This window comes from Oryzicola mucosus (assembly GCF_014534685.1).
In the GTDB taxonomy this organism is placed as follows: Bacteria; Pseudomonadota; Alphaproteobacteria; order Rhizobiales; family Rhizobiaceae; genus Oryzicola; species Oryzicola mucosus.
Genome location: NZ_JACVVX010000001.1, coordinates 206,517 through 228,889, shown reverse-complemented (window position 1 = coordinate 228,889; position 22,373 = coordinate 206,517). Strand labels below are relative to the sequence as shown.

The following is a 22,373-nucleotide window of genomic DNA, read 5'->3' as shown; positions in this document are numbered from 1 at the left end:
TTATGTTCGCCGCACGAAATCTAGTTATTTCGAAACCACAATTAGCTATACGTGGACTCCGTGACAAGAGTCCCGGCTGCAACACGAATCGCTTTTTTCGGTTTTCCCCAACTTGCCTGCCGATCCGGTGCGTGGCGCAAACCTGCCCGGCAGATCATGGCCCAGGCGACCTTTTCGTTGACTTCCAAGGCGAAAAAAACAATATAGCGCCAAGGTCGCCGAATGGCGGCCTTTTGATTTTTCTGGCCTTGGAGAGGCAAAAATGAGCGGATCGGCGCTGTACGAAACCTTCGCGCGCGCTCCCCTCGCTTTCGAAAGAGGTGAGGGAAGCTGGTTGATCGCGGAGAACGGCGAGCGATATCTCGATTTCGCCGGCGGCATCGCCGTCAATTCGCTTGGCCACAGCCATCCCCACCTGGTTGCCGCGCTGACCGAGCAGGCAGCCAAGCTGTGGCACGTCTCCAATCTCTATGAGATCCCCGGCCAGAGCCGGCTGGGCGAGCGGCTCGTCGAAAACACCTTTGCCGACAAGGTGTTCTTCACCAATTCCGGTGCCGAGGCGTTGGAAGCGGCGATCAAGACGGCGCGGCGCTATCACTATGTGAAAGGCCATCCCGAGCGGTTCCGCATCATCACCTTCGAGGGCGCTTTCCATGGCCGCACCTTGGCGACCATCGCCGCAGGCGGCCAGCAGAAATACCTCGAGGGCTTCGGCCCGAAGGTTGAGGGTTTCGACCAGGTGGCCTTCGACGATGTCGATGCGGCCGAAAAGCTGATCTCGGATGAGACGGCGGCGATCCTGCTGGAGCCCGTCCAGGGCGAGGGCGGCATCCGGCCGTTTCCGACGGCTTCGCTCAAGCGCATCCGCCAGCTCTGCGACAAGCACGGCATCCTGCTGATCTTCGACGAGGTCCAGTGCGGCATCGGCCGGACGGGCAAGCTGTTCGCCTATGAATGGACCGGCGTCGAGCCCGACATCATGGCGATTGCCAAGGGCATTGGCGGCGGGTTCCCGATGGGCGCCTGCCTGGCGACCGCGGAGGCCGCGAGCGGCATGACGCCGGGCGTACACGGCACCACTTTCGGCGGCAATCCGCTTGCCATGGCGGTCGGCAATGCCGTGCTCGACATTGTGCTGGAAGACGGGTTCCTCGACGAGGTCAACCGCAAGGCACTGCTGATGAAGCAGGGGCTGGCGGCCATCGCCGACGAGTATCCCGACGTGATCGAAGGCATTCGCGGCACCGGCTTCATGCTCGGCCTGAAATGCACCATGCCGAACGTCCGCGTGAACGCCGCGCTGCGCGACCGCAAATTCCTCGCCGTGCCTGCCGGCGACAACGTCATTCGTCTCTTGCCGCCGCTGACGGCGACCGACGAGGACATCCGAGAAGCGCTCGACCGCATCGGCGCGGGCGCGAAAAACCTGTCCGAAATGGCCGCAGACGCCGGCTAAAGCGCGTCGCGATCTTTCAGATTCGCTTAACACGCTTTAGTTTTTTGTTTTTATGCATGTCTCTATCCAGAAACCGGTACCCACTTTCGGGAGACATGCACTGGGAGATTTGATGAGCAGCGGAATTCGCCACTTCACCGACCTTTCGGCCCTCTCCGGCAGCGTGCTTCGCGAGATGCTGGACGACGCTTCCGTGCGCAAGGAGCGTCTGAAGGCAGGCGAGCGATCCCGGCCGCTGGACGGCAAGGTCCTGGCGATGATCTTCGACAAGCCTTCGACCCGCACCCGCGTGTCCTTCGATGTCGGCATGCGCCAGCTCGGCGGCGAGACCATCATGCTGACCGGCACCGAAATGCAGCTTGGCCGCAGCGAGACCATCGCCGACACCGCGAAGGTCTTGTCGCGCTATGTCGATGCCATCATGATCCGCACCACCACCCATGACCGGCTGGTGGAACTGACCGAAAACGCCACCGTACCTGTGATCAACGGGCTGACCGACGACACCCATCCCTGCCAGATCATGGCGGATCTGATGACCTTCGAGGAGCATCGCGGCCCGGTGAAGGGCAAGACCTTCGCCTGGACCGGCGACGGCAACAATGTGCTGCATTCGCTTCTGGAGGCGTCCGCCCGGTTCGACTTCAAGCTGAACATCGCCGTGCCCGAGGGCAGCGAGCCGACGCAGACATATCTCGACTGGGCCAGGGCCAATGGCGGGAATGTCAGCCTCACCCGCTCGCCCGAGGAAGCCGTCAGCGGTGCGGACTGCATCGTCACCGATACCTGGGTTTCCATGGGCCAGGAGCATCGCGCCCGCGGCCACAATGTCTTCCTGCCCTATCAGGTCAACGCGGAGCTGATGAGCCACGCCAAGCCCGATGCGCTGTTCATGCACTGCCTGCCCGCCCATCGCGGCGAGGAAGTGACCGACGAGGTGATGGACGGGCCGAACTCGGTGGTGTTCGACGAGGCGGAAAACCGGCTGCACGCCCAGAAGGCGGTGCTGGCCTGGTGCCTCGGCGCCTGAGGCCGGGTTCTTGATCTGCGGCCGGCGCATACCTATTTGGGCACCATTACCCCAAAACAGGGCGTCTGGAAGCATGCTACCCGGAGGGCGGCAGTGCCGCACGCCGGAGATATGTCATGTTGGAATCCGTTGAAGTGACCGATCGTTATCCTCAACTCGGCGAGTTCGATTTTGCCGGCGACGACCATGTCGTTCCCTTTTCCGTGGAAGGGCTGGATGTTCGCGGCCGCATCGTCCAGCTCGGCCCGCTGCTCGACGACATCCTGGAACGTCATGACTATCCAGAGCCGGTCGCACGGCTGTTGGCGGAGGCCTGCGTGGTCACCGTTCTGCTCGGCACGTCGCTGAAGTTCGAAGGCAAGTTCATTCTGCAGACCCGCACAGACGGGCCGGTGGACATGCTGGTCGCCGACTTCACCACGCCGCATTCGCTGCGCGCCTATGCGCGGTTCGATGCCGAACGTCTGCAGCAGGCGGTGGAGGCCGGCAGGGCGGGACCGAAAGATCTGCTCGGCGACGGCGTTTTGGCGCTGACCATCGACCAGGGCCAGCATATGCAGCGCTATCAGGGCATCGTGCAGCTCGAAGGCACGTCGCTGGAAGAGGCCGCGCTGACCTATTTCCGCCAGTCGGAGCAGATCCCGACCGACGTCAAGCTGTCGGTGGCCAAGCTTGTCCTTCCCGGCGAGGGCGGCAGCCGCGAGCATTGGCGCGCGGGCGGAATACTGGCGCAGTTTCTGCCGGAGGCGCCCGAGCGCATGCGCGTGCCGGACCTGCATGGCGGCGATGGCGACGAACGCGACCCGGACGGCGCGCCCGAGGACGATGCCTGGCAGGAGCTCGTGGCGTTGACCGGAACGATCGAGCCGACCGAACTGATCGATCCGACGGTGGGCGCCGAGCGGCTGCTCTACCGCCTGTTCCATGAGCATGGCGTGCGGGTGTTCGAGGGCGTTCGGGTGGCCGACGAGTGCTCCTGCTCGCGCGACAAGATCAAGGGCATCCTGCAAGGCTTCACCGCCGAGGAGATCACCGACAGCGTCGAAGACGGCGCGATCCGCGTGAACTGCGAATTCTGCTCGAAATCCTACGAATTCGACCCGGCGGAATTCGGCGAGTAACGCATGGTCCAAGGGCGAGGCGTATGTCTCCTCCTTTTTGTTGTGTCTACGCTGTAGCGCCTGCCGGTTGCCGCCGATCGCCTTCAAGCAGTCGGCGGCAGAGCTTGAGCACGGGCTTTTCAACGAACACATACAGGAAGCAGCCGGCCGCGACGGTGAGGCAGAACACTATTGCGTAGAAGACGTGGGGGCCAAGGCCGACAAGGCCCTGCAGCTTCATCATGATCTTGGAGAACAGGCCAAGGAAGGCCAGATGCGTGAGATAGATGCTGTAGGAGGCGTCGCCGATCAGTTGCAGCGGGCCGAAGGAAATGGGCTGCCGGCGTTCGCGCTCCCAGGCCGCAGCCCCTGCGATGATGGCGCCGAAGGATAGCGCGTAGAGTATCTGGGTGAAGTCGTAGCTCAGCCCGCTGGCCTCGACTGCGTAGGTGGCTGCGAAAGCAGCGATGCCGGCCAGGAAAACACCCTTTGCCGGCGACAGGCCGAGCTTGCGATAAAGCAGGCACGCGCCCATGCCGATCAGGAAGTTGAGGTTGAGCGGCGAGAAGTAGGTGGTCAGCGCAGAGCGCGCGCCTTCCTCGCGATGCTCGAAGATGAACAGCAGCGGGAGCATCCACAGCGCGATGGCAGCGATGCCAAGCTTGCGGTTGACGATGAGCAGGCTGAAGACGAGGTAGAAGGCGACCTCGTGGATCAGGGTCCAGGCCGGCACGATGGGCAGTTCAAAATTGTCGATGCGCAGCAGAAAGACGGTGGAAATCCAGTCCGTCAGCGAGGTGGGCAGCGTCGATGTGCTGCCGACGCCCACGGCCACCAGCGAACAGAAGATCGCGGTGTAGAGCCAGTAGGCGGGATAAAGCCGGGTGAAACGCTTGAGAAGATAGCCATGCAGCTTTTCCGGCCGGCCGATGTCGCGGCCATGCGCGAACAGGATGATGAAGCCTGACAGCACAAAGAAGAAATCGACGCCGAGATTGCCGCGCCGGGTGAAGTCAAGCAAAACCGGCTGTCCGAGGTAGCGCGGATCGGCAAGCAAAAGCGACAGATGGAAGGCCACGACGGCCATTGCGGCCAAGCCGCGTCCGCATTGCAGCGAACGAAGTGACGGTTGCGAAGTCATCGAGGTGCCCCAAGCCCATGCGTCTTGAACCGCTCCTAGCAGACAAAAGCGCTTCATGAAACGCAGAGTTGCAGGATTAGTTAAGGACCTGTTTGACGCCCGGCAGATCGAGCGAGAAGGCCGGAATCTCCACGTCGAACAGTGTGCCGCCTTCGCGCCGCATGGTGTAGCGCCCGAGCATGATGCCCGACGGCGTCGGCAGCGGGCAGCCCGAGGTGTACTGGTAGCTGTCGCCCGGCGCGAGCTCGGGCTGTTCGCCGACCACGCCGGGGCCGCTGACCTCTTCGACCCGGCCTCTGCCGTCGGTGATATGCCAATAGCGCGACAGAAGCTGCACGACCGCATCGGAGCGGTTTTCGATCGTCACGCGATAGGCCCAGACGAAGCGGTCGTCCCGCGGGTCAGATTGTTCCGCCAGGAAAAAGGGCTCGACCTGGACGACGATGCCGTGGGTGATGGCGCTGTACATCTGCCATACTCCTCAAGTTGAAATCTGGGCAACATGGATAGGAATTTATTCTTGACATCGTAACGGTGGCCTGATAGGTTTCAGACATCATCGAAAACATGCGGCCGGAAGCCGGAGGGCAGTCGGTTTGGCGTTGCTCTTCGGGCCCTGTGTTAGACCCGGAGAGGTTTTCTGTCATCCGTCTGACATATGACGATGATGTGTTTCGCAGACCTTGCTTGGCGGCGCCGATTCCCGACGACCGTCATCTCGCCGCATGGGAGTGGCCGCGCCTTATGGAACTCGTTCTTGCGATTGCCGCCTCTTCCCTGGTTCTCGTCAACCTCGTCAGTATCTGTCTCGCGTGGCGGAGGATGACGCCAAGGAGTACGCCCGCGCCGCTGCCATCCGCAACGCCTGCCGTATCCATCGTGGTTCCCGCGCGCGGCATCGAGAACTTCACCGCCGAAACGTTGGATTGCGCTTTTCGGCTGGACTGGCCTGTTTATGAACTGATCTTCTGCGTGGCGCGTGGGGACGATCCGGTCGTCGGCGAAATCCGCCGCGCGGCGGAACGATATCCATCGAGAGAGATGAAAGTTCTCGTCGGCGATGACCGCATCAGCGCCAATCCAAAGCTGAACAACTGCTTGAAAGGCTGGAACGCGGCACGGCACGACTGGGTCGTGCTCGCCGATTCCAACGTGCTCATGCCGACCGATTACATCCAGCATCTGATGGCGGGTTGGCGTCGCGACAGCGGGCTGGTGTGTTCGACGCCGCTCGGCTCGCGCCCGCAGGGGTTCTGGGCTGAGGTGGAGTGCGTGTTCCTGAATTCGCAGCAGGCTCGCTGGCAATATGCCGGCGAGTCCGTCGGTCTCGGCTTCGCGCAGGGCAAGAGCATGCTGTGGCACAAGCCGATGCTGGATGCCCATGGCGGCCTCCAGGCACTGGCTGCCGAGATCGCCGAGGATGCCGCAGCAACCAAGCTGGTCAACAGCCTGGGGCTGAAAGTACATCTCGTGTCCTCACCCTTCGAACAGCCATTGGGCCACCGCACGGCGCAGGAACTCTGGTCGCGGCAGAGCCGCTGGGCGCGGCTGCGGCGGGTGACGTTTCCGCTGTTCTTCGCACCGGAAATCCTGCTGGGCGTCGTCCCGCCGATGCTGCTGGCGCTCGGGGCGGCCGTCCTAGCGGATGTCGCCCTGGCGCCTGTCGCGCTCGCGGTCGCCGCCGCGGTCTACCTGCCCGAACTGGCGCTGGCCGCCGCCAAGGGCTGGCGTGTCTCGCTCCTGTCCCTGCCGGCCATGATGGTGCGCGACGTCATGATGCCGGCGGTCTGGCTGCGCGGCTGGCTCAATGGCGCGATCGACTGGCGGGGCAATTCGATGACGATCCGGGCCGAGGCTTCGGAACTGAACGGCGGTGTTTCGGGCGCGTGATGGACACGCTTTCGGTGACGCCAGGCTGACGCAAGGCCATGCGGCCGCCTTGTCCGCAGTATTCGCAGCATCTTTCTTCTTCTCGATAAATCCCCATTACCTGCGGCTGCGCGGTGTGTAATGTATTTGCGGGTTTGAATCTTTGATTCCCTGGGGGGCAATATGGCAATTTTTGGCTCGGGTTATGCCGTAGACATGATGAAACTGGAGTTCTTTGCTTCGGTTGGGCAGGCGCTGGAATGTGGTTGTGATTATCCGGAGACCATTGTCCAGGAATTGAACTATTATTCGGACTCCAAAAGCCTGATGAGCGAGTACACGGCATTGGGGCTTCTTGACGTACAGTGGGACGAGTTCGGAAACTATGTGAGTTCGACCGGTTATCTCGACGGATTCACTTACCAGAAGTATGTCATGAGTTCGACCCCTGTGCCGGTTTCCGTGTGGTATCTTTACGATACTTACATCACCGTCGAGGACTTCGACACGTCCAGCAGACTCGAACGGCTGAAAATCCTGTTCGCCGGCGAGGACGATATCGCCGGATCCTATTTCAACGACAAGCTTTACGGTTTCGACGGCAATGACCGGATCGACGCCTGGTATGGCAACGACATCATCGATGGCGGGGCAGGCGCCGACTTGATGATCGGCGGCAAGGGCAACGACACCTATTATGTCGACGATCTCGGCGATCTCGCCGTCGAGCGCGATGGCGGCGGCACGGACAAGGTTTTCAGCTCGGTCAGCTACACGCTCAAGGCGCAATATATCGAAAAGCTTACCCTTACCGGTGTCGACGACATCAATGCCACCGGCAACAAGCTTGCGAACACCATTGTCGGCAATGCCGGCAGCAACGTCATCAATGGCATGAAGGGCGCCGACCTGATGAGCGGCGGTGCCGGCAACGACAGCTATTTCGTCGACAATACAGGCGATGTCGTCATCGAACTGGCCGACGAAGGACATGACACGGTCAACAGCACCATCAGTTTCTCCCTTGTCGGGCTGGAGGTCGAGGACCTCACACTGATCGGCACCTCCTCCATCAACGGCACCGGCAACGCCCTTGCCAACAGCATTACAGGAAACAGTGGCAGCACCAATATTCTCAACGGTTTGGAAGGCAACGACACCCTCACCGGCGGAGGGGGCGCGGACAGATTTGTTTTCACGACGGCACTGGGGCCGGACAATGTCGACGTCATCACTGACTTCTACGCGCCGAAAGACAGCATCCGCATCGACAATGCAATCTTTGTCGGGCTGACCGAAGGCCTGCTGCTGCCAGACCAGTTCAAGGACATCGCCACCGGCGCGCCCGACGAGACCGACCGTATCCTCTACGACTCCACGACGGGCGCCCTGTTCTTTGACCAGGACGGATCGGGCACGGACTACGAAGCGGTGCAGTTCGCAGCGATCCAAAATCTCGAGACGCTGACCTATCGGGATTTTCTGGTGATTTGAGCGATGAGGCTTATAGGCTCCATCAGCCAGCCAGGCTTTTCAGCAGCAGGATCAGTTCTATCTGACGGGTTGTAGCCGATTTGTGGAAGATCACCTTGAGCCGGGTGCGGGCCGTCTCGAAACTGATCCGTTCCCCCTTCGCCGCTTCGCGCAGCGATTGGCCCTCGGCAAGGCGGAGGGCGAGGCGCGCTTCGGCCTCGGTGAAATTGAAGCGTTGCCGCAGGAGCGTTGACGATATCCGTTTGCGTGGTTGTTCAAGCACAATCGTCAAAAGCAAGTCGGCATCGACCGAGAAACTCCTCGAAATGGTATGCATCGGCACCGCATGCGCCAGTGCCGTCTGTCCGTCCATGCTTTCCAGCCGCACGGTGACGTCTGTCCGCTCGCCTCGCGCAGTGCGTTTCAGAAGCCACTGAAGCCGTTCGTCAGCGTCTCCCGCCGCCCTGATGCGACCATCGTGCAATTCGACAAAGCGGCCGATCAGCGCCTGAAACTGTTGGGAGGGATGAACCAGATGCCCGTTGCCGCCAAGCCAAGCTTTCGCAGTTCCCTCGTGGCTCATCGAATCCACCAGCCCTGCCGTTAGACGAGCTTGTGCCTTGAGTGCGTATTTCATCGACGCACCGAGCGTTTCGATGAATCTGTTCACGTCGTCCATTTCCGACGACGCATAGATACCCTTGGATGCGCCTCGCTCCAGGCTGATGGCGACGTAAGAGCTCTCAGAACAGGGGATCAACGCACCTGCATAGTGAGCGCCGTGGTGACTTGCCGCAAACGCCGGTTCGAAAGGATTTTGAGCGATCTCCTCGCGGGTGAAAGGCGACCAGCCCGTCTGAACCTCCGCCTCGGGAGAGCGGGCAAGCGCGATGCTTTGCTGTATGTGCGGATTGCGAAACTGCAACCGCTCCATGAAGTCGGCGAAAACCGTGCTGCTGTCGCGCGATGAAAAGGCGCTCGTCTTTTCGGGCGAGACGAAGATAGCAAAGGCATGATCGGACCCGTAACGCTCCGCAGTGCGCCGCAGAACTTCGGGCAAAAGATCATGGTTTTGCGTGGCGTCCAGGAACTGTTCGACTATAGCGCCGGGCATTCCCTCCGTTCCCCCAACGTAGCGTGATCGCCAATCACTATCGCAGACCTTCTTCCCAATCACCATAGTGCGTGTCGCCCTATGAGAAACAAAGTAACCAGTCGGTTTTGATTCAACTTGAACTGGAAAAGCCAAGGGTTGGATCGGGCCAGGTCGATTTTATCAAGTTCAACAACCGTGCCGACACCTCCCATATGGGAGTTGTCTTTTCGCTATTCCTCTACGAAACAGTGCAGACAATTATTCGCCAACAAAATGAGGGCAGTTATGGGGTATTTTTACGCGAGCACGCAAACCGATATGCGAACTTTGCAACTGCCTCATAATTTCGCGGGTTTTATTTCGTACTCGGGGCTCGGTATTGGGGATGTTTCCTACTCACTGGGGATAAGCGAGTTCCCCGAAGAAACCGGCATTTATACAAATGAGTACCTAAATGGTTTCTTTGAAGTTGTTGACGATGGTAGCGGAAACCCAGATATTGACGGATACGTAAGTAGTATTGTTAACTATGTATATTTGCAAAATTATTTTGGACCGCCTATCTATACAAGTTTTTGGCAGATGGGTGGAATTAACATTGATATCAGTCAGTATAAGAGCGCTGAAAGCGATTTCGATATTCTGTCCTACATGCTTTCCGATAGCGATAACATCGGAGGTTCAGCCGGCGACGACCAACTTTATGGCTTCGCGGGCGACGACAGCATCAGCGGCTATTACGGAAACGACAAACTGTTCGGCGGCGCGGGCACGGATACGATCTTTGGCGGCTGGGGCAATGACATGCTCGACGGCGGCGGCGACGACGACTATCTTTATGGAGAGGGTGGTAACGACACACTGATCGGTGGGGAAGGCAACGACACGCTGGATGGTGGCATCGGTGCGGACAGGATGACCGGAGGGCTGGGCGACGACACCTATTATGTCGATAACGCCGGCGACATCGCCATCGAAAAAACCGGACAGGGCACCGACAGTGTCATCAGTTCCGTGACTTACACGCTCAAAGGCCAGTATATCGAGAATCTCGAACTGGTGGGCGAAGCCGACATCAACGCAACCGGTAACAAACTGGCCAATACGATTATCGGAAATTCGGGCGACAACATCATCAACGGGATGTTGGGCGCGGATTTCATGAGCGGCGGCGATGGCAACGATACCTACTATGTCGACAATGTCGGCGACGTGGTTGCAGAATACGGATACAACGACCACGACGTGGTGAACTCCACGGTCAGCTACTCGCTCGAAGGATTTTATGCCGAAGACCTGAATCTGCTTGGCACCAAGATGATCAACGGCACGGGCAACGAGCTTGCAAACGCCTTGGTCGGTAACGGGGTGGGCAACATCCTCAACGGCAAGGGCGGCAACGATACGTTGACCGGCGGTGCCGGCGCCGACCGCTTCGTCTTCGATACCGATCTCGGGCCGAATAATATCGACACCATCACCGATTTCTATGCGCCGGCCGACAGCATCCGGCTCGATGCCGATATCTTCGTGGGATTGACCGCGGGCGCGCTGATCCTCGAAAGTCAGTTCAAGGACATGGGCACCGGCCTGGTCGATGCCGATGATCGTATTCTCTAAGACTCGGAGACCGGAGAGCTGTTTTTCGATCAGGATGGATCGGGTACGGATTACGACGCGGTGCAGTTTGCGTCGATCGACAATCTGGAGACGCTGACCTACCGGGATTTTCTCGTCATCTGATGCCGCTTTGGCACCGAAAAAATCCACGGCATCGCAGGATGCCGTGGATTTTTTATACGGTGTCGGTCAGCCCGCGACCGTCAGCGCTTCGTCGAGATCGTTGAGCAGGTCGTCGACGTCTTCGAGGCCCACGGACAGGCGGAGCGTACCGCCGCCCATGCCGAGCTCGGCCCGGGCCTCGTCGGTCAGGTTCTTGTGGGTGGTCGTCGCAGGATGCGTGATCAGGCTCTTGGCGTCGCCGAGATTGTTGGAAATCTTGATGATATCGAGCGCGTTCTGCAGCGCGAAGGCGGCGGGTTTGTCACCCTTCAGGTCGAAGCAGATCAGGGTCGAGCCGCCGGACATCTGCTTCTTGACGATGTCGGCCTGCGGATGGTCGGGCCGGCCGGGATAGATGACGCGGGCGACGGCCGGATGCTCGGCGAGGACATCGGCGATGCGGGCAGCGCTTTCGGTCTGCTGGCGCACGCGCAGCGGCAGCGTCTCGAGACCCTTCAGCAGCGCCCAGGCGTTGAAAGGCGACAGGCTCGGGCCGGTGTGGCGGAAATAGTCGTGCAGGTGCTCGTCGATCCACTTCTTGTCCGACAGGATGACGCCGCCGAGACAGCGACCCTGGCCGTCGATATGCTTGGTCGCCGAATAGACCACGACATGCGCCCCGAGTTCGAGCGGCTTCTGGAACAGCGGCGTGGCAAACACATTGTCCACCACGAGCCGCGCGCCGGCGGAATTGGCAATTTCGGCCACCGCTGCGATATCGACCACTTCGAGCGTCGGATTGGTCGGGCTTTCCAGGAAGAACAGCTTGGTGTTGGGCTTCACCGCAGCCTGCCAGTTGTCGATGACGCTGCCGTCGATGATGCTGCAGTCGATGCCGTATTTCGGCGCCAGCGTTTCCACCACCCAGCGGCAGGAACCGAACAAAGCGCGCGCGGCAACGATGTGGTCGCCGGCCTTCAGCCCGCACAAAACGGCCGCCGTGACCGCAGCCATGCCCGAGGCGGTGGCGCGGGCGTCTTCCGCGCCTTCCAGCGCGCACATGCGGCGCTCGAACATGTCGACCGTCGGGTTGGCGTAGCGCGAATAGATGAAGCCCGGCTCCTCACCCTTGAAGCGGGCTTCAGCCCGCTCGGAACTCTCGTAGACATAGCCCTGGGTGAGGTAGATCGCCTCTGAAGTCTCGCCGAACTGCGACCGCAGCGTGCCGCCATGCACGAGCGTGGTCTGCGGCTTCCAGTTGCGCTTCTTTTCGGTGGTCATGACAGCTCTCGATCCAACAACAAAAAACCGGCCGCGAAAGTCGCAACCGGTCCGAAAACAGCGTATCTGCCAACGGTCCTTTAGCGACTTGTTTAACGTGGCTGCAAGCCGACCGGCCAAATCACCACGGGATAACCCCTCCTTTAGCGCCGCCGCTGCCTTGCGTCAATCGCGCCGTCCGCTAAACGTCTGATGAGCCTTTGACACGGAGCGAAGCCTTGCGGCAAACGGGTATCCTTCCCGATCGGGACATCGCGGAACTGTTCGATGCCGGGGCGCTGGCTGCGCCGCGACCGCTGGATGGCGACCAGATCCAGCCGGCAAGCCTCGACCTCCGGCTCGGCGCCACCGCCTATCGCACGCGCGCCAGCTTCCTGCCGGGGCCGAACCATCTGGTATCGGAAAAGCTCGAACGGCTGAAGCTGCACGAGATCGACCTGTCGCAGGGTGCCGTTCTGGAAACCGGTTGCGTCTATATCGTGCCTCTGCTGGAACGTTTGGCGCTGCCGCAGGACATCTCCGCCTCCGCCAATCCGAAGAGTTCGACCGGCCGGCTCGACATCTTCACGCGCGTCATGACCGATCATGGCCAGGAGTTCGACAAGATCCCGGCGGGCTACAACGGCCCGCTCTATCTTGAAGTCAGCCCGCGCACCTTCCCCATCGTCGCGCGCACCGGTTCGCGCCTGTCGCAGATACGCTTCCGCAAGGGCAATGCGCTTCTGGGCGAAGCGGAACTCAACGCGCTCCATGTCAGCGAGCGCCTTGTGGCGACCGAGCCGCCGAACATTTCGGGCGGCGGCATCGCGCTGTCGATCGATCTGGCGGGCAAACCCGGCAGCATCGTCGGCTATCGCGGCAAGCATCACACCGGGCTGGTCGATGTCGACAAGCGTGCGGCGCAGAATGTGGTCGATTTCTGGGAGCCGATCTACGATCATGGCTCGGGCGAACTGGTGCTCGACCCCGACGAGTTCTACATCCTCGTCTCGCGGGAGGCAGTGCATGTGCCGCCGCTCTACGCAGCCGAGATGACGCCGTTCGACCCGCTGGTGGGCGAATTCCGTGTGCATTATGCGGGGTTTTTCGATCCGGGCTTCGGCAATTCGGGCGCCGGGGGCACGGGCAGCAGGGCTGTTCTGGAAGTGCGCAGCCACGAAGTGCCGTTCATCCTCGAACATGGCCAGATCGTCGGCCGGCTCGTTTATGAGCACATGCTGGCGCGACCGAACGCGCTTTACGGCGCGGATCTCAATTCGAACTATCAGGCCCAGGGCCTGAAGCTGTCGAAGCATTTTCGAATGGGGTGAGACCGGGGCGGCCAGGGTTCTGGCGGCGCTGGGTCCGGAACAGGCAGGGCAAGGCCGCTTATGCAGCCTGCCGCCTGTAGAGGCTTACTGTGAAGACTGACCGGGACGCGCCGGCGCTACCGGCAATTTCCGCCGTGCCGCGGGAAGCAGTCCTTCGCGCTGAGCCAGTTTGCGTGTGGCTTTCCTGTGACGGCGAACGGCCTCGGCCTTTTCGCGCACCCGCTTTTCGGAAGGTTTTTCATAAGCGCGGCGTGCCTTCATTTCCTTGAAGACGCCTTCGCGCTGAAGCCGCTTCTTGAGCACCCGAAGAGCCTGATCGATGTTGTTATCGCGTACAAGTATTCGCAACTTTGATCCTCATTCTTGTGGTGATTGTCAGCCCAAACTATTTCTTGGCGGCTTTCTTGGGCTTGGCAGCCGCCTTGGCTTTCGTCTTGGGCTTTACCTCTTCGACCTCGGGGGTCGCCAGCATGCGGGCAAGCCGCAGCTTTTCCGTCTTGGCTTCCCGTTTTGCCGCCTCGGTGTCGATAATTTCCCGCGCCACCCGCGTGGTCAGGTCAGCCTTGCTTTCATTTCTCGAAAGCTTGGGCTGGAATAGCGCAACGCCAGAATTGCTCATGTTCAACTCCGTTTCACCGCATGTCGTTGTCGCAAACCGCCACATGGCGGCATGCGCGAAAAATGAAAAAGGCCGGGATTTCCCGACCTTCTCCTGCTTGCCTCGATGGTCAGTGCCAGTACATCCGTGGTCAAAGACCAGAAGCAAATGCGTTAGGCAGACTGCAGGTTTTCAGCTGCGAGCTTGCCATTGCGGTTGTCACGCACGGCTTCGAAGGAAACCTTCTGGCCTTCTACGAGGCTGCGCATTCCAGACCGCTCAACAGCCGAGACATGAACGAAAACGTCCGTGCCGCCATCGTCAGGCTGGATAAAACCGAAACCCTTGGTCGAGTTAAAAAACTTCACTGTGCCTGTGGTCATAATAATTCCTTTCAATCGGAATAGAAAATCGCAGTTTGACCGAGTGTCAAACAACGTGGCTATCGATGTTGGGAATGAAGATCGCGGCGCGCTTCTCAGCGCAAAAACAATGTTCTTTTAACAAGACCGATGAATAACTATTTAGTGCATCCCCGGCCATTTGACAAGGCCACGCTTTATTTTATCGCTTGGGACGGAAATTCAGAGAATTTCTTTGAAGCAATCCGTGGGTGGTGGCGGAGTTCGCAGGCGCGCCTTCGGCGCCGCTATGCAGCTGAATGAAGCGTCATACAGGATCTGTGAGCGCTGGAGCGGGTAGCGGGAATCGAACCCGCGCGTTCAGCTTGGGAAGCTGACAGGCTACCATTACATCATACCCGCGCGACGCTTTGGTTAGCATTGCGCCGTGCGGCTCGCAATCAAGAAACGTGCGAGGCAAGACGCCGCTGCCGAAGAACCGTCAACCGCCTGACACCGAAGGCCGTTCAGGCCATCGTCTCAACCGCAGGAAAGCCGTCCATTGTCGTTGGTGATATCGCGTCCCTTGCACCAATCGAGAGCAATCGTGGCATCTCTCCAGCGCCCGCGCGTGTCCTGGCAACTGGCGGTCATCCAACCGCCTGAGACACGAACGTCGCGGCACGAGTCTCGATAACTGCCATGCGGACGGGAATAGGGGTTGTAACCGGCACTTCGCCCGACGCCGTTGCAGACCAATCGGCCATTCTCGTTGGCTATATCGGCGCCCTGAGGGCATGAGCGCAACATCATCGATGTTTCGACCCTGCGGCCGGAGTCCGTCCGGCAAACAGCAAGAAGCCTGCCAAAGTCGACTTCAATATTCTCACAACTGTTAAGATAGCTGCCATATGGGACATACTGGGCGTCAGCCGGTCCGGCTGACAGAGTTGTCAACAACACGGCCGCACTCAAAAGCCCTTTTGCCTTTTGCATCTCCGACTCTCCTGCTCTCCGCTTTTTCTGCGCCGGTACCTGTAGTAGCCTGCATGAAATCGGTTAACTTTCAATCGCTATTGCGCGTCTTGAGGAGTGCTTCGACCGCCAAGGCGAACCGACTCCCATTGTATGGACTTGAAGCAATCCGGTTCACACCGTATCTCCTGTCATGCTCGCCTAGCCGGCGATTCCGATTTGCAGGAGTAACAGTTTGTCCGGAATGACGCGCTTTCTTGGCGACAGCCCCTTGCGGGTTCTGATCAAGCTTATCGTCATCAGCTTTCTGGTGGGCATCGTGATGAATGCCTTCGGCTGGTCGCCCTATGACGTCATCTACGGCATACGCGATTTCTTCCTCGACATCTGGAATATGGGTTTCCGCGCCGTCGACCGCTTCCTGGGCTATTTCCTGCTGGGCGCGGCGGTCGTCATTCCCGCCTTCATCATCCTGCGGCTGCTCAGCCTGCGCAAATAGCTCGCGTTCAGAGCGGTTTCGCAGCCCATTGATGAAGTCGGCTGTCGCGCAGTTCGGAAATCGAGGACACGCCTTCGCGGTCGAGCAGCTTCGGCAGGCCGCGCAGGATACGGCCCGGCAGGCTGGGGCCTTCGAACACCATGCAGGAATAAAGCTGGACCAGATCGGCGCCGGCGCGGATTTTTTCCAGCGCGGTATCGGCCGAATCCACGCCGCCGACGCCGATGATCGCACAGGACTTGCCGACCAGCTTGCGCATCCGTGCCAGAACCGCCGTCGAGCGCTCGAACAACGGCTTGCCGGAAAGCCCGCCGGTCTCGGTGGCGTGGCGGCTGGCAAGCCGGGGACGGGTGATGGTGGTGTTGGAAACGATGACGCCTTCGATGCCCTTTTCAACGACTTCGGCGGCGATGTCTTCCAGCTCCGCTTCGTGCAGGTCGGGCGCGATCTTGAGGAAAATCGGAACGGTTCGACCGGTTTCGGCACGGGCCGCGACAACCCGCGACAGCAGTTCCGCGAGACTTTCGCGCGCTTGCAGGTTGCGAAGGCCCGGCGTGTTGGGCGACGAGATGTTGACCGTCAGATAGGAAGCATGGCGCGCGAAGCGGCTGATGCCGAGCACATAGTCGCCGGTGCGGTCGTCGCTGTCCTTGTTGGCTCCGATATTGACGCCGACGATGCCCGGCTTGCCATTTCGTGCCCGCAGACGCCGCTCGCAGGCATCGTGGCCCTCATTGTTGAAGCCGAGACGGTTGATGACGGCGTTGTCTTCGGTCAGCCGGAACATGCGCGGGCGCGGATTGCCGGACTGGGCGAGCGGCGTGACGGTGCCGACCTCGGCAAAGCCGAAGCCTAATCCCAGCAGGGCATCGGGCACCTCGGCGTTCTTGTCGTAGCCCGCCGCCATGCCGAGCGGATTGGGGAAGGCGATGTCCGCGATCGTCACCGCAAGACGCGGGTCGGGTCGAGGCGCGCACCCAACGGGAAGCCCGCTCTTCAGCGCCGCGATGGACAGGCCGTGCGCGGTCTCCGGATCGAAGGCGAAGAGCATGCGGCGGCCAAGGCTGTCGAGCAGGGTCATTGAGGTCCCAAGTCCGGGAAAGCGTGGCTGCCATCCTCGTTCAGCGGCAGGGGGCGCACCCACAGCGCGAGGGCGGGGTCGAGCGGGGCGTAGAGATGGGGAAACAGCGCGCCGCCGCGCGATACTTCATAGCGCAGGGCAGGGCCGAAACGCGTATCGTCGAAGGCGACAAGCACGAGATCCCGCTGGCCCTTGAAATGTTTCGCGGCTGTCTCGCGCACCTGCTCGGCGGTGGAGAAATGGATGAAACCGTCGGCGATATCGACTGGCGCGCCAGGAAAGACGCCGTCCTGCTCCGCCTTTCGCCACATCGCCTGCGGACAGATCTTGTAGATGGTGTTTGTCATCAGCGCGCTATAATCGCAAACGACATGGCGGAAAAGTGTTCCGACCCTAATTTGGGCTGAATGAAGGGCCATAGTTGCCGCCACGCCAAAGGAGATCGCAGCCATGAAGATCACCCGTTCCGCACTGGCGGTATGCGCCGCACCCATCATCGTCATCCTTGCCGCCGGTACGGCAGGCGCGCAGGAACAGCGCTATCAGCTGGAAAAGACCGAAAACGGCTATGTCCGTATGGATACCCGCACCGGCGAAATGTCGATCTGCGAGGAAAAGTCGGCGCAACTCGTCTGCCGGGTGGCGGCGGACGAACGCACCGCGATGCAGGATGAAGTCGACCGTCTCCGCGGCGACGTCTCGGCCTTGCACGACCGTGTCATCAAGCTGGAGAATTCCCTGTCGGCCCGCCTGGAATCCAAGCTGCCCAGCGATGAAGAATTCGAAAAGACCATGGGCTATATGGAACGGTTCTTCCGCAGCTTCATGGGTATCGTCAAGGAACAGGAGGCCGACAAACCGTCTTCGCCCGCCCCTTTGCCGAACAAGACGTGAGCCGCAGCGCTTCAAATCGGGGCGTGAACACCGTATTTGGTCATTTGTTGCTTGATATCAGGGCCATAGCAGCGATAATCCCGCCGATGATCCCAAATCAAAAAGAAACACTGGGACGGGGGAGGGTTGTGTGCCGTCAGGCCAGAAGTTCGTCATAGCGGACGACCACCCGCTCTTTCGCGGCGCGCTGAAGCAAGCGATAGCCGGGCTCGCCGATGTCGGCAGCATCATCGAAGCCGGCGATTTCGAAAGCGCGAAGGCAGCCGTTGCCGGAAATGAAGACCTCGATCTGGTGTTGCTCGATCTGTCCATGCCGGGAGCGAGCGGCCTTTCCGGCCTGATTTCGCTGCGCGGCATCCATCCGACCGTGCCGGTGGTGATCGTGTCAGCCTATGACGATGCCGAAACCATCCGCCGCGCGCTCGAACTCGGCGCATCCGGCTTCATCTCCAAATCCGCGAGCATGGACGATATTCGCAGCGCCATCGAAACCGTGCTGGCCGGGGGTGTCGCTGCACCCAGCGACCTCGATCTCGGCGTCGAGCAGGATCCGGAGATTTCCGCGCTCATCAAACGCCTGCAGTCGCTGACGCCGCAGCAGACGCGGGTTCTGGGCATGCTGGCTGAGGGCCTGCTCAACAAGCAGATCGCCTATGAGCTGAATGTATCCGAAGCCACCATCAAGGCGCATGTTTCCGCCGTGCTGCAGAAGCTCGGCGTCGACAGCCGCACCCAGGCGGTGATCCTGCTTGGCAAGATCGGCGGCGACGCGCTTTCTGCGGCGTAAAGGTTCTTCGTCCAGTACCCACCCTAACCCCTCCCCACAAAGGGGACAGGGAGGGGGCGTTCTCTTCTACTTCGTCACCTACTCCGCCGCCGCGGCAGCCATCTGGCGAAGGCGGGTCATGGTGGTGCGCAGCATGGCCGGTTTCAGCGGCTTGTTGAGCACCGTGACGTCAAGTTCGCCCGCCGCCATGCGCATTTCGCTCGACCGGTCGGCCGTAATCAGCATGGCAGGCACGGCCAGGCCGCAGGCGCGGCGGAGCCGGTCTATGGCTTCAAGGCCCGTCTCGGTGTCGAGATGGTAGTCGGCGAGGATCAGGTCGGGAATGGGGGCTCCCGCCAGCCATTCCTCCGCCGTTTGGGAATCCGGGTAGGTCGCCACCGAACAGCCCCAGCCTTCGAGCAATTCGCGCATGCCTTCGAGGATACGCGGATCGTTGTCGATGCACAGCACGGACATGCCGTTGAGCGCAGTCCCGCCGATCGAGCGCGACCGCGTCTCGGCCAGGATGGCCGGCTGGTGCTTGCTGACCGGCATCAGGATGGAAAACCGCGTGCCGCCGCCGGTTTCGGAATCGATGCGGATTTCCAGTTTCAGAACGCGCGCGATGCGGTCGACGATGGACAGGCCAAGACCAAGGCCTTGCGCCTCGCGCTTGCCTTCGTCGAGCCGGGTGAATTCGCCGAACACGGTGGGCAGTTTTTCGGCCGAGATGCCGATACCGGTGTCGATCACCTGGATTTCGGCCAGTTCGCCCCTGCGCCGGACGCCGATCAGAATGCGGCCGTGGCGGGTGTATTTCACCGCGTTGGAGACAAGGTTCTGGATCAGGCGACGCAGCAGGTTGCGGTCGGTTTCCACTGCCAGCGTCGAGGCAACGATGATCAGATCCAGCTTCTTCTCGGCAGCCAGAGGCTTGAAATCGGTGGCGATCTGGCGGAGCAGCCCGTCGAGCCGGAAGACGGTTTCGACCGGCTTCATCGCACCCGTATCGAGGCGGGATATGTCGAGCACGGCGCCGAGTATGGTTTCGACCGACTCCAGTGAGGATTCGATGTTCTGCGCGGCAGCACTCACCGGGCCTTTGCGGGTCTTTTCGATAAGCGCCGAGCAGTAGAGCCGCGCGGCGTTGAGCGGCTGCAGGATGTCGTGGCCGACGGCTGCGAGGAAGCGCGTCTTGCCGAGATTGGCTTCCTCGGCAAGCATCTGCGCCTGGGCAAGTTCCTGATTGACGAGGGTCAGTTCCTCGGTGCGGGTCAGGACCCGCTGCTCCAGCGACTCGTTGGCCCGCTTGAGCGCGAGGTCGGCCTGCACGCGCGACGACACGTCGGTGTAGGTGGCGACGATGCCGCCGTCGGGCATCGGATTCGAGCTGAATTCGATGATGCGGCCGCTGGATTTGAGCTCCATCTGCCAGGGTTTGGCAAAGCGGGTCAGCCGGTCGATGATCGACAGCCGCGCGGCTTCGGGGATTTCGTCGCGCTCGCTGAGATAGGCGAGGATGCGGTCGAGGGAGACGCCCACCTGGCCCATCTCGTCCGGCAGATCGAACAGCGTCCGGTACTGCCGGTTCCAGCAGGTCAGGCGGAAATCCTGGTCGAAGACCGTGATGCCCTGGTGCATCTGGTCGAGTGCTATCTGCAGCAGGTCGCGATTGTGCTGCAACGCCTCGGTGGCGTCGTCGAGCAACCGGAACGTGTCGCGCGAGTCGCTGTCGTTGCGCTTGAACAGCAGCGACAGGATGAGCCGCGCCGACGACGAGCCGACCGCGCTGGCGAGCAGCTGTTCGGAGAATCGGATCACGTCCATGCCGGCCTGTTCGTTGCCGTTGAGCGTGACGCCGTTGGTGGCCTGGAAGGTCAGGAAAGAGCGCTCGGTGCGCTCGACGCCGAGATAGCGCGCAATCGTGTCCTTGAGATCGTTGACGGTGATGGCAGTGCGAAAGCGGCGAAGGCTGGGCATCGGCCCGGCATCGCGTGGCACGAAGATCGAGGCCTGGATGCGTTCCAGCGGCACCGATGCGCGCGACAGCGAGCCGAAGACGAAGAACAGCAGATTGATCGACAGGCTCCAGAGAACGCCGTGATTGAGCGGTTCGGCCACCGTGCCGAACAGCGACTGAGGCCGCAATGCATTCCAGCCGAAAAGCCCGTTGGTGACGATTGCGGCATCGGGCGTAGCCAGCGACGGCAGAAGCAGTGTGTAGGCCCAGACGGCGATGCCTGCGGCCATGCCGAGTGCTGCGCCCCTGGCATTGGCGCGGCGCCAAATCAGCCCACCGATGAAGGCAGGCGCGAACTGGGCGATGGCCGCGAACGACATCAGGCCGATGGAGGCGAGGCGGGCGTTGTTTGTGCTCTCGCGGTAGTAGAGGAAGGCCACGAACAGCAGGATGAAGATCGAGAAGCGGCGGATGTTGAGGATCAGTGCCGACCAATCCTCGTTTTCCTGCGGTTTGCTCTTGTGCAGACGCCGGACGAAGAGCGGGATGATGAGGTCGTTGGAGATCATGATCGACAGCGCGACGCTGGCAACGATGACCATGGCGGTGGCGGCGGAAAGACCGCCGATGAAGGCAACCATGGCAAGCAGGTCCTGGCCCTCCAGCAGCGGCAGCGACAGGACGTAGAGGTCGCTCGACGTGGCCGATCCGACAGAGCTGAGACCGGCGAAGGCGATGGGCAGCACGAACAGGTTGATGGCGATGAGATAGGCGGGAAACACCCAGGTCGCGGTGCGCAACTCGCTCTCGCTGCGGTTTTCGACGATGGTGACGTAGAACTGGCGCGGCAGCATGAGAATGGCGAAACCGCTGATGATGGTGCTGACGAGCCATGTTCCCAGCGAGGTGCTGTAGCCCATCGCGCGCTCGACCTCGGGGTTGGAGGCGAGCTGGCGGATCATGTCGCCGGGACCGTCGAACAGCATGAAGGTGACCATCAGCCCGACAGCGAGGAAGGCGACCAGCTTGACGATGGATTCGATGGCGACCGCCAAAACCAGGCCGTCCTGATGCTCGGTGGCGTCGGCATGGCGGGTGCCGAACAGCACGGCAAACAGCGCCAGAAGCATCGCCACGACCAGCGAGATGTCGCTGACGAACGGGTCGAAGGAGGGCGGCGAGCCGCTGTAGTGTTCGACCATCAGGCTGACCGAACCCGATATCGCCTTGAGCTGGAGCGCGATGTAGGGCACCGCGCCGACCGTGGCGATGAGCGTGGCGGTGGAGGCGACGGCAAAGCTCTTGCCATAACGGGCGCCGAGAAAGTCGGCGATGGAGGTGATCTTTTCGGCCTTGGCGAGACGCACGATGCGGCTGAGCAGGGGGAAGCCGAAGATGAAGACCAGGAGCGGGCCGATATAGATGGCGAGGAATTCCAGCCCCTTTTCCGAGGCAAGTCCCACCGAGCCGAAGAACGTCCACGAGGTGCAATAGATCGCAAGGCTGAGCGCGTAGATGAAGGGCCGAGGTCGCGACTTGTCGCGTCGTGCCGATTGCTTGTCGCCGACGCTGGCGATGACGAACAGCAGCGTCACATAGGCGACAGCGATGATGACGACCACCCAGCCCTGCACGTCCTGAAAACCTCCCTTTGCGATCCCCGTTCCGGCCCTATAACAGAAGGCACAGCTTGGCCGCCAAGTCCATCACGGCGACCGGCTGCCGGTGCCGCGTTTTACAGGTTTTGCGCGCGACGTATTTTGGTATTGTGGTGAAGGGGA

21 protein-coding genes, 1 tRNA gene and 1 riboswitch are annotated in these 22,373 nt (G+C 60.9%); of the genes, 10 read left to right on the top strand and 12 right to left on the bottom strand.

The features are described from left to right. Positions 1-262: 262 nt before the first annotated feature. The 3 genes from ICI42_RS01105 to ICI42_RS01095 all read left to right on the top strand — a co-directional run bounded on the left by ICI42_RS01105 (position 263) and on the right by ICI42_RS01095 (position 3,607). Positions 263-1,456: an aspartate aminotransferase family protein gene (locus ICI42_RS01105; RefSeq protein WP_188162700.1), complete on the top strand. Its 1,194-nt coding sequence runs from the start codon at positions 263-265 to the stop codon at positions 1,454-1,456. 112 nt (positions 1,457-1,568) lie between these two features. After that, positions 1,569-2,486 carry an ornithine carbamoyltransferase gene (gene argF, locus ICI42_RS01100; RefSeq protein WP_188162699.1) on the top strand — a complete coding sequence of 306 codons (918 nt, stop codon included), beginning with the start codon at positions 1,569-1,571 and terminating at the stop codon, positions 2,484-2,486. 116 nt (positions 2,487-2,602) lie between these two features. Further along, positions 2,603-3,607 (top strand): Hsp33 family molecular chaperone, encoded by a 1,005-nt coding sequence (locus tag ICI42_RS01095; protein WP_188162698.1) that lies wholly within the window; start codon positions 2,603-2,605, stop codon positions 3,605-3,607. A gap of 46 nt (positions 3,608-3,653) precedes the next feature. On the opposite strand, the gene ICI42_RS01090 is transcribed toward ICI42_RS01095, so the two are convergent. Beyond that, positions 3,654-4,727 (bottom strand): acyltransferase family protein, encoded by a 1,074-nt coding sequence (locus tag ICI42_RS01090; RefSeq protein WP_188162697.1) that lies wholly within the window; start codon positions 4,725-4,727, stop codon positions 3,654-3,656. Between the two features lie 76 nt (positions 4,728-4,803). Further along, entirely contained in the window at positions 4,804-5,196 is a 393-nt protein-coding gene (gene apaG, locus ICI42_RS01085) for a Co2+/Mg2+ efflux protein ApaG (protein WP_188162696.1), read from the bottom strand. Between the two features lie 275 nt (positions 5,197-5,471). On the opposite strand from apaG, the gene ICI42_RS01080 reads away from it, so the two are divergent. Further along, positions 5,472-6,617: a glycosyltransferase gene (locus ICI42_RS01080; protein WP_188163665.1), complete on the top strand. Its 1,146-nt coding sequence runs from the start codon at positions 5,472-5,474 to the stop codon at positions 6,615-6,617. Between the two features lie 162 nt (positions 6,618-6,779). After that, entirely contained in the window at positions 6,780-8,090 is a 1,311-nt protein-coding gene (locus ICI42_RS01075) for a calcium-binding protein (protein WP_188162695.1), read from the top strand. 22 nt (positions 8,091-8,112) lie between these two features. On the opposite strand, the gene ICI42_RS01070 is transcribed toward ICI42_RS01075, so the two are convergent. Then, a complete protein-coding gene (locus ICI42_RS01070) occupies positions 8,113-9,183 on the bottom strand; it encodes a helix-turn-helix transcriptional regulator (protein WP_188162694.1) in 1,071 nt (356 codons plus the stop codon). A 267-nt stretch (positions 9,184-9,450) separates the two neighbouring features. Between ICI42_RS01070 and ICI42_RS01065 the strand changes: the two genes are divergently transcribed. Further along, positions 9,451-10,785, top strand: a complete 1,335-nt coding sequence (locus tag ICI42_RS01065; RefSeq protein WP_188162693.1) for a calcium-binding protein — start codon at positions 9,451-9,453, stop codon at positions 10,783-10,785. A 189-nt stretch (positions 10,786-10,974) separates the two neighbouring features. Here ICI42_RS01065 and ICI42_RS01060 read toward each other — a convergent pair whose 3' ends face one another. After that, positions 10,975-12,168, bottom strand: coding sequence for an O-succinylhomoserine sulfhydrylase (locus ICI42_RS01060; RefSeq protein ID WP_188162692.1), 1,194 nt, complete (start codon positions 12,166-12,168; stop codon positions 10,975-10,977). Between the two features lie 60 nt (positions 12,169-12,228). Beyond that, a riboswitch (SAM riboswitch) is annotated at positions 12,229-12,306 on the bottom strand. An 80-nt stretch (positions 12,307-12,386) separates the two neighbouring features. On the opposite strand from ICI42_RS01060, the gene ICI42_RS01055 reads away from it, so the two are divergent. After that, on the top strand, positions 12,387-13,478 hold the full coding sequence (locus ICI42_RS01055) for a 2'-deoxycytidine 5'-triphosphate deaminase (RefSeq protein WP_188162691.1): 1,092 nt from the start codon (positions 12,387-12,389) through the stop codon (positions 13,476-13,478). Positions 13,479-13,562: 84 nt separating this feature from the next. Here ICI42_RS01055 and rpsU read toward each other — a convergent pair whose 3' ends face one another. The 5 genes from rpsU to ICI42_RS01030 form a co-directional block, all read right to left on the bottom strand. Further along, positions 13,563-13,826: a 30S ribosomal protein S21 gene (gene rpsU / locus ICI42_RS01050; protein ID WP_188162690.1), complete on the bottom strand. Its 264-nt coding sequence runs from the start codon at positions 13,824-13,826 to the stop codon at positions 13,563-13,565. Between the two features lie 37 nt (positions 13,827-13,863). After that, positions 13,864-14,097, bottom strand: coding sequence for a hypothetical protein (locus ICI42_RS01045; protein WP_188162689.1), 234 nt, complete (start codon positions 14,095-14,097; stop codon positions 13,864-13,866). Positions 14,098-14,249: 152 nt separating this feature from the next. Further along, complete coding sequence (locus ICI42_RS01040; protein ID WP_188162688.1) at positions 14,250-14,459, bottom strand: cold-shock protein; 210 nt, start codon at positions 14,457-14,459, stop codon at positions 14,250-14,252. 307 nt (positions 14,460-14,766) lie between these two features. Continuing rightward, a tRNA-Gly gene (locus ICI42_RS01035) sits at positions 14,767-14,840 on the bottom strand. A gap of 117 nt (positions 14,841-14,957) precedes the next feature. Further along, positions 14,958-15,413 carry a CVNH domain-containing protein gene (locus ICI42_RS01030; RefSeq protein ID WP_188162687.1) on the bottom strand — a complete coding sequence of 152 codons (456 nt, stop codon included), beginning with the start codon at positions 15,411-15,413 and terminating at the stop codon, positions 14,958-14,960. Between the two features lie 223 nt (positions 15,414-15,636). Between ICI42_RS01030 and ICI42_RS01025 the strand changes: the two genes are divergently transcribed. Next, positions 15,637-15,891: a DUF6460 domain-containing protein gene (locus ICI42_RS01025; RefSeq protein WP_188163664.1), complete on the top strand. Its 255-nt coding sequence runs from the start codon at positions 15,637-15,639 to the stop codon at positions 15,889-15,891. Positions 15,892-15,898: 7 nt separating this feature from the next. Here ICI42_RS01025 and ICI42_RS01020 read toward each other — a convergent pair whose 3' ends face one another. Both ICI42_RS01020 and ICI42_RS01015 read right to left on the bottom strand, forming a co-directional pair. Then, positions 15,899-16,972: a quinone-dependent dihydroorotate dehydrogenase gene (locus tag ICI42_RS01020; protein WP_188162686.1), complete on the bottom strand. Its 1,074-nt coding sequence runs from the start codon at positions 16,970-16,972 to the stop codon at positions 15,899-15,901. Next, positions 16,969-17,319 (bottom strand): DUF952 domain-containing protein, encoded by a 351-nt coding sequence (locus tag ICI42_RS01015; protein WP_188162685.1) that lies wholly within the window; start codon positions 17,317-17,319, stop codon positions 16,969-16,971. The genes ICI42_RS01020 and ICI42_RS01015 overlap by 4 nt, the downstream gene beginning before the upstream one ends. 103 nt (positions 17,320-17,422) lie before the next feature. Here ICI42_RS01015 and ICI42_RS01010 point away from each other — a divergent pair, with 103 nt between their 5' ends. Beyond that, entirely contained in the window at positions 17,423-17,866 is a 444-nt protein-coding gene (locus ICI42_RS01010) for a hypothetical protein (protein WP_188162684.1), read from the top strand. A 130-nt stretch (positions 17,867-17,996) separates the two neighbouring features. Next, complete coding sequence (locus ICI42_RS01005; RefSeq protein ID WP_188162683.1) at positions 17,997-18,653, top strand: response regulator; 657 nt, start codon at positions 17,997-17,999, stop codon at positions 18,651-18,653. Positions 18,654-18,731: 78 nt separating this feature from the next. Here the strand turns inward: ICI42_RS01005 and ICI42_RS01000 are convergent, their stop codons facing one another. After that, on the bottom strand, positions 18,732-22,226 hold the full coding sequence (locus ICI42_RS01000) for a hybrid sensor histidine kinase/response regulator (RefSeq protein ID WP_188162682.1): 3,495 nt from the start codon (positions 22,224-22,226) through the stop codon (positions 18,732-18,734). Between the last annotated feature and the right edge of the window lie 147 nt (positions 22,227-22,373).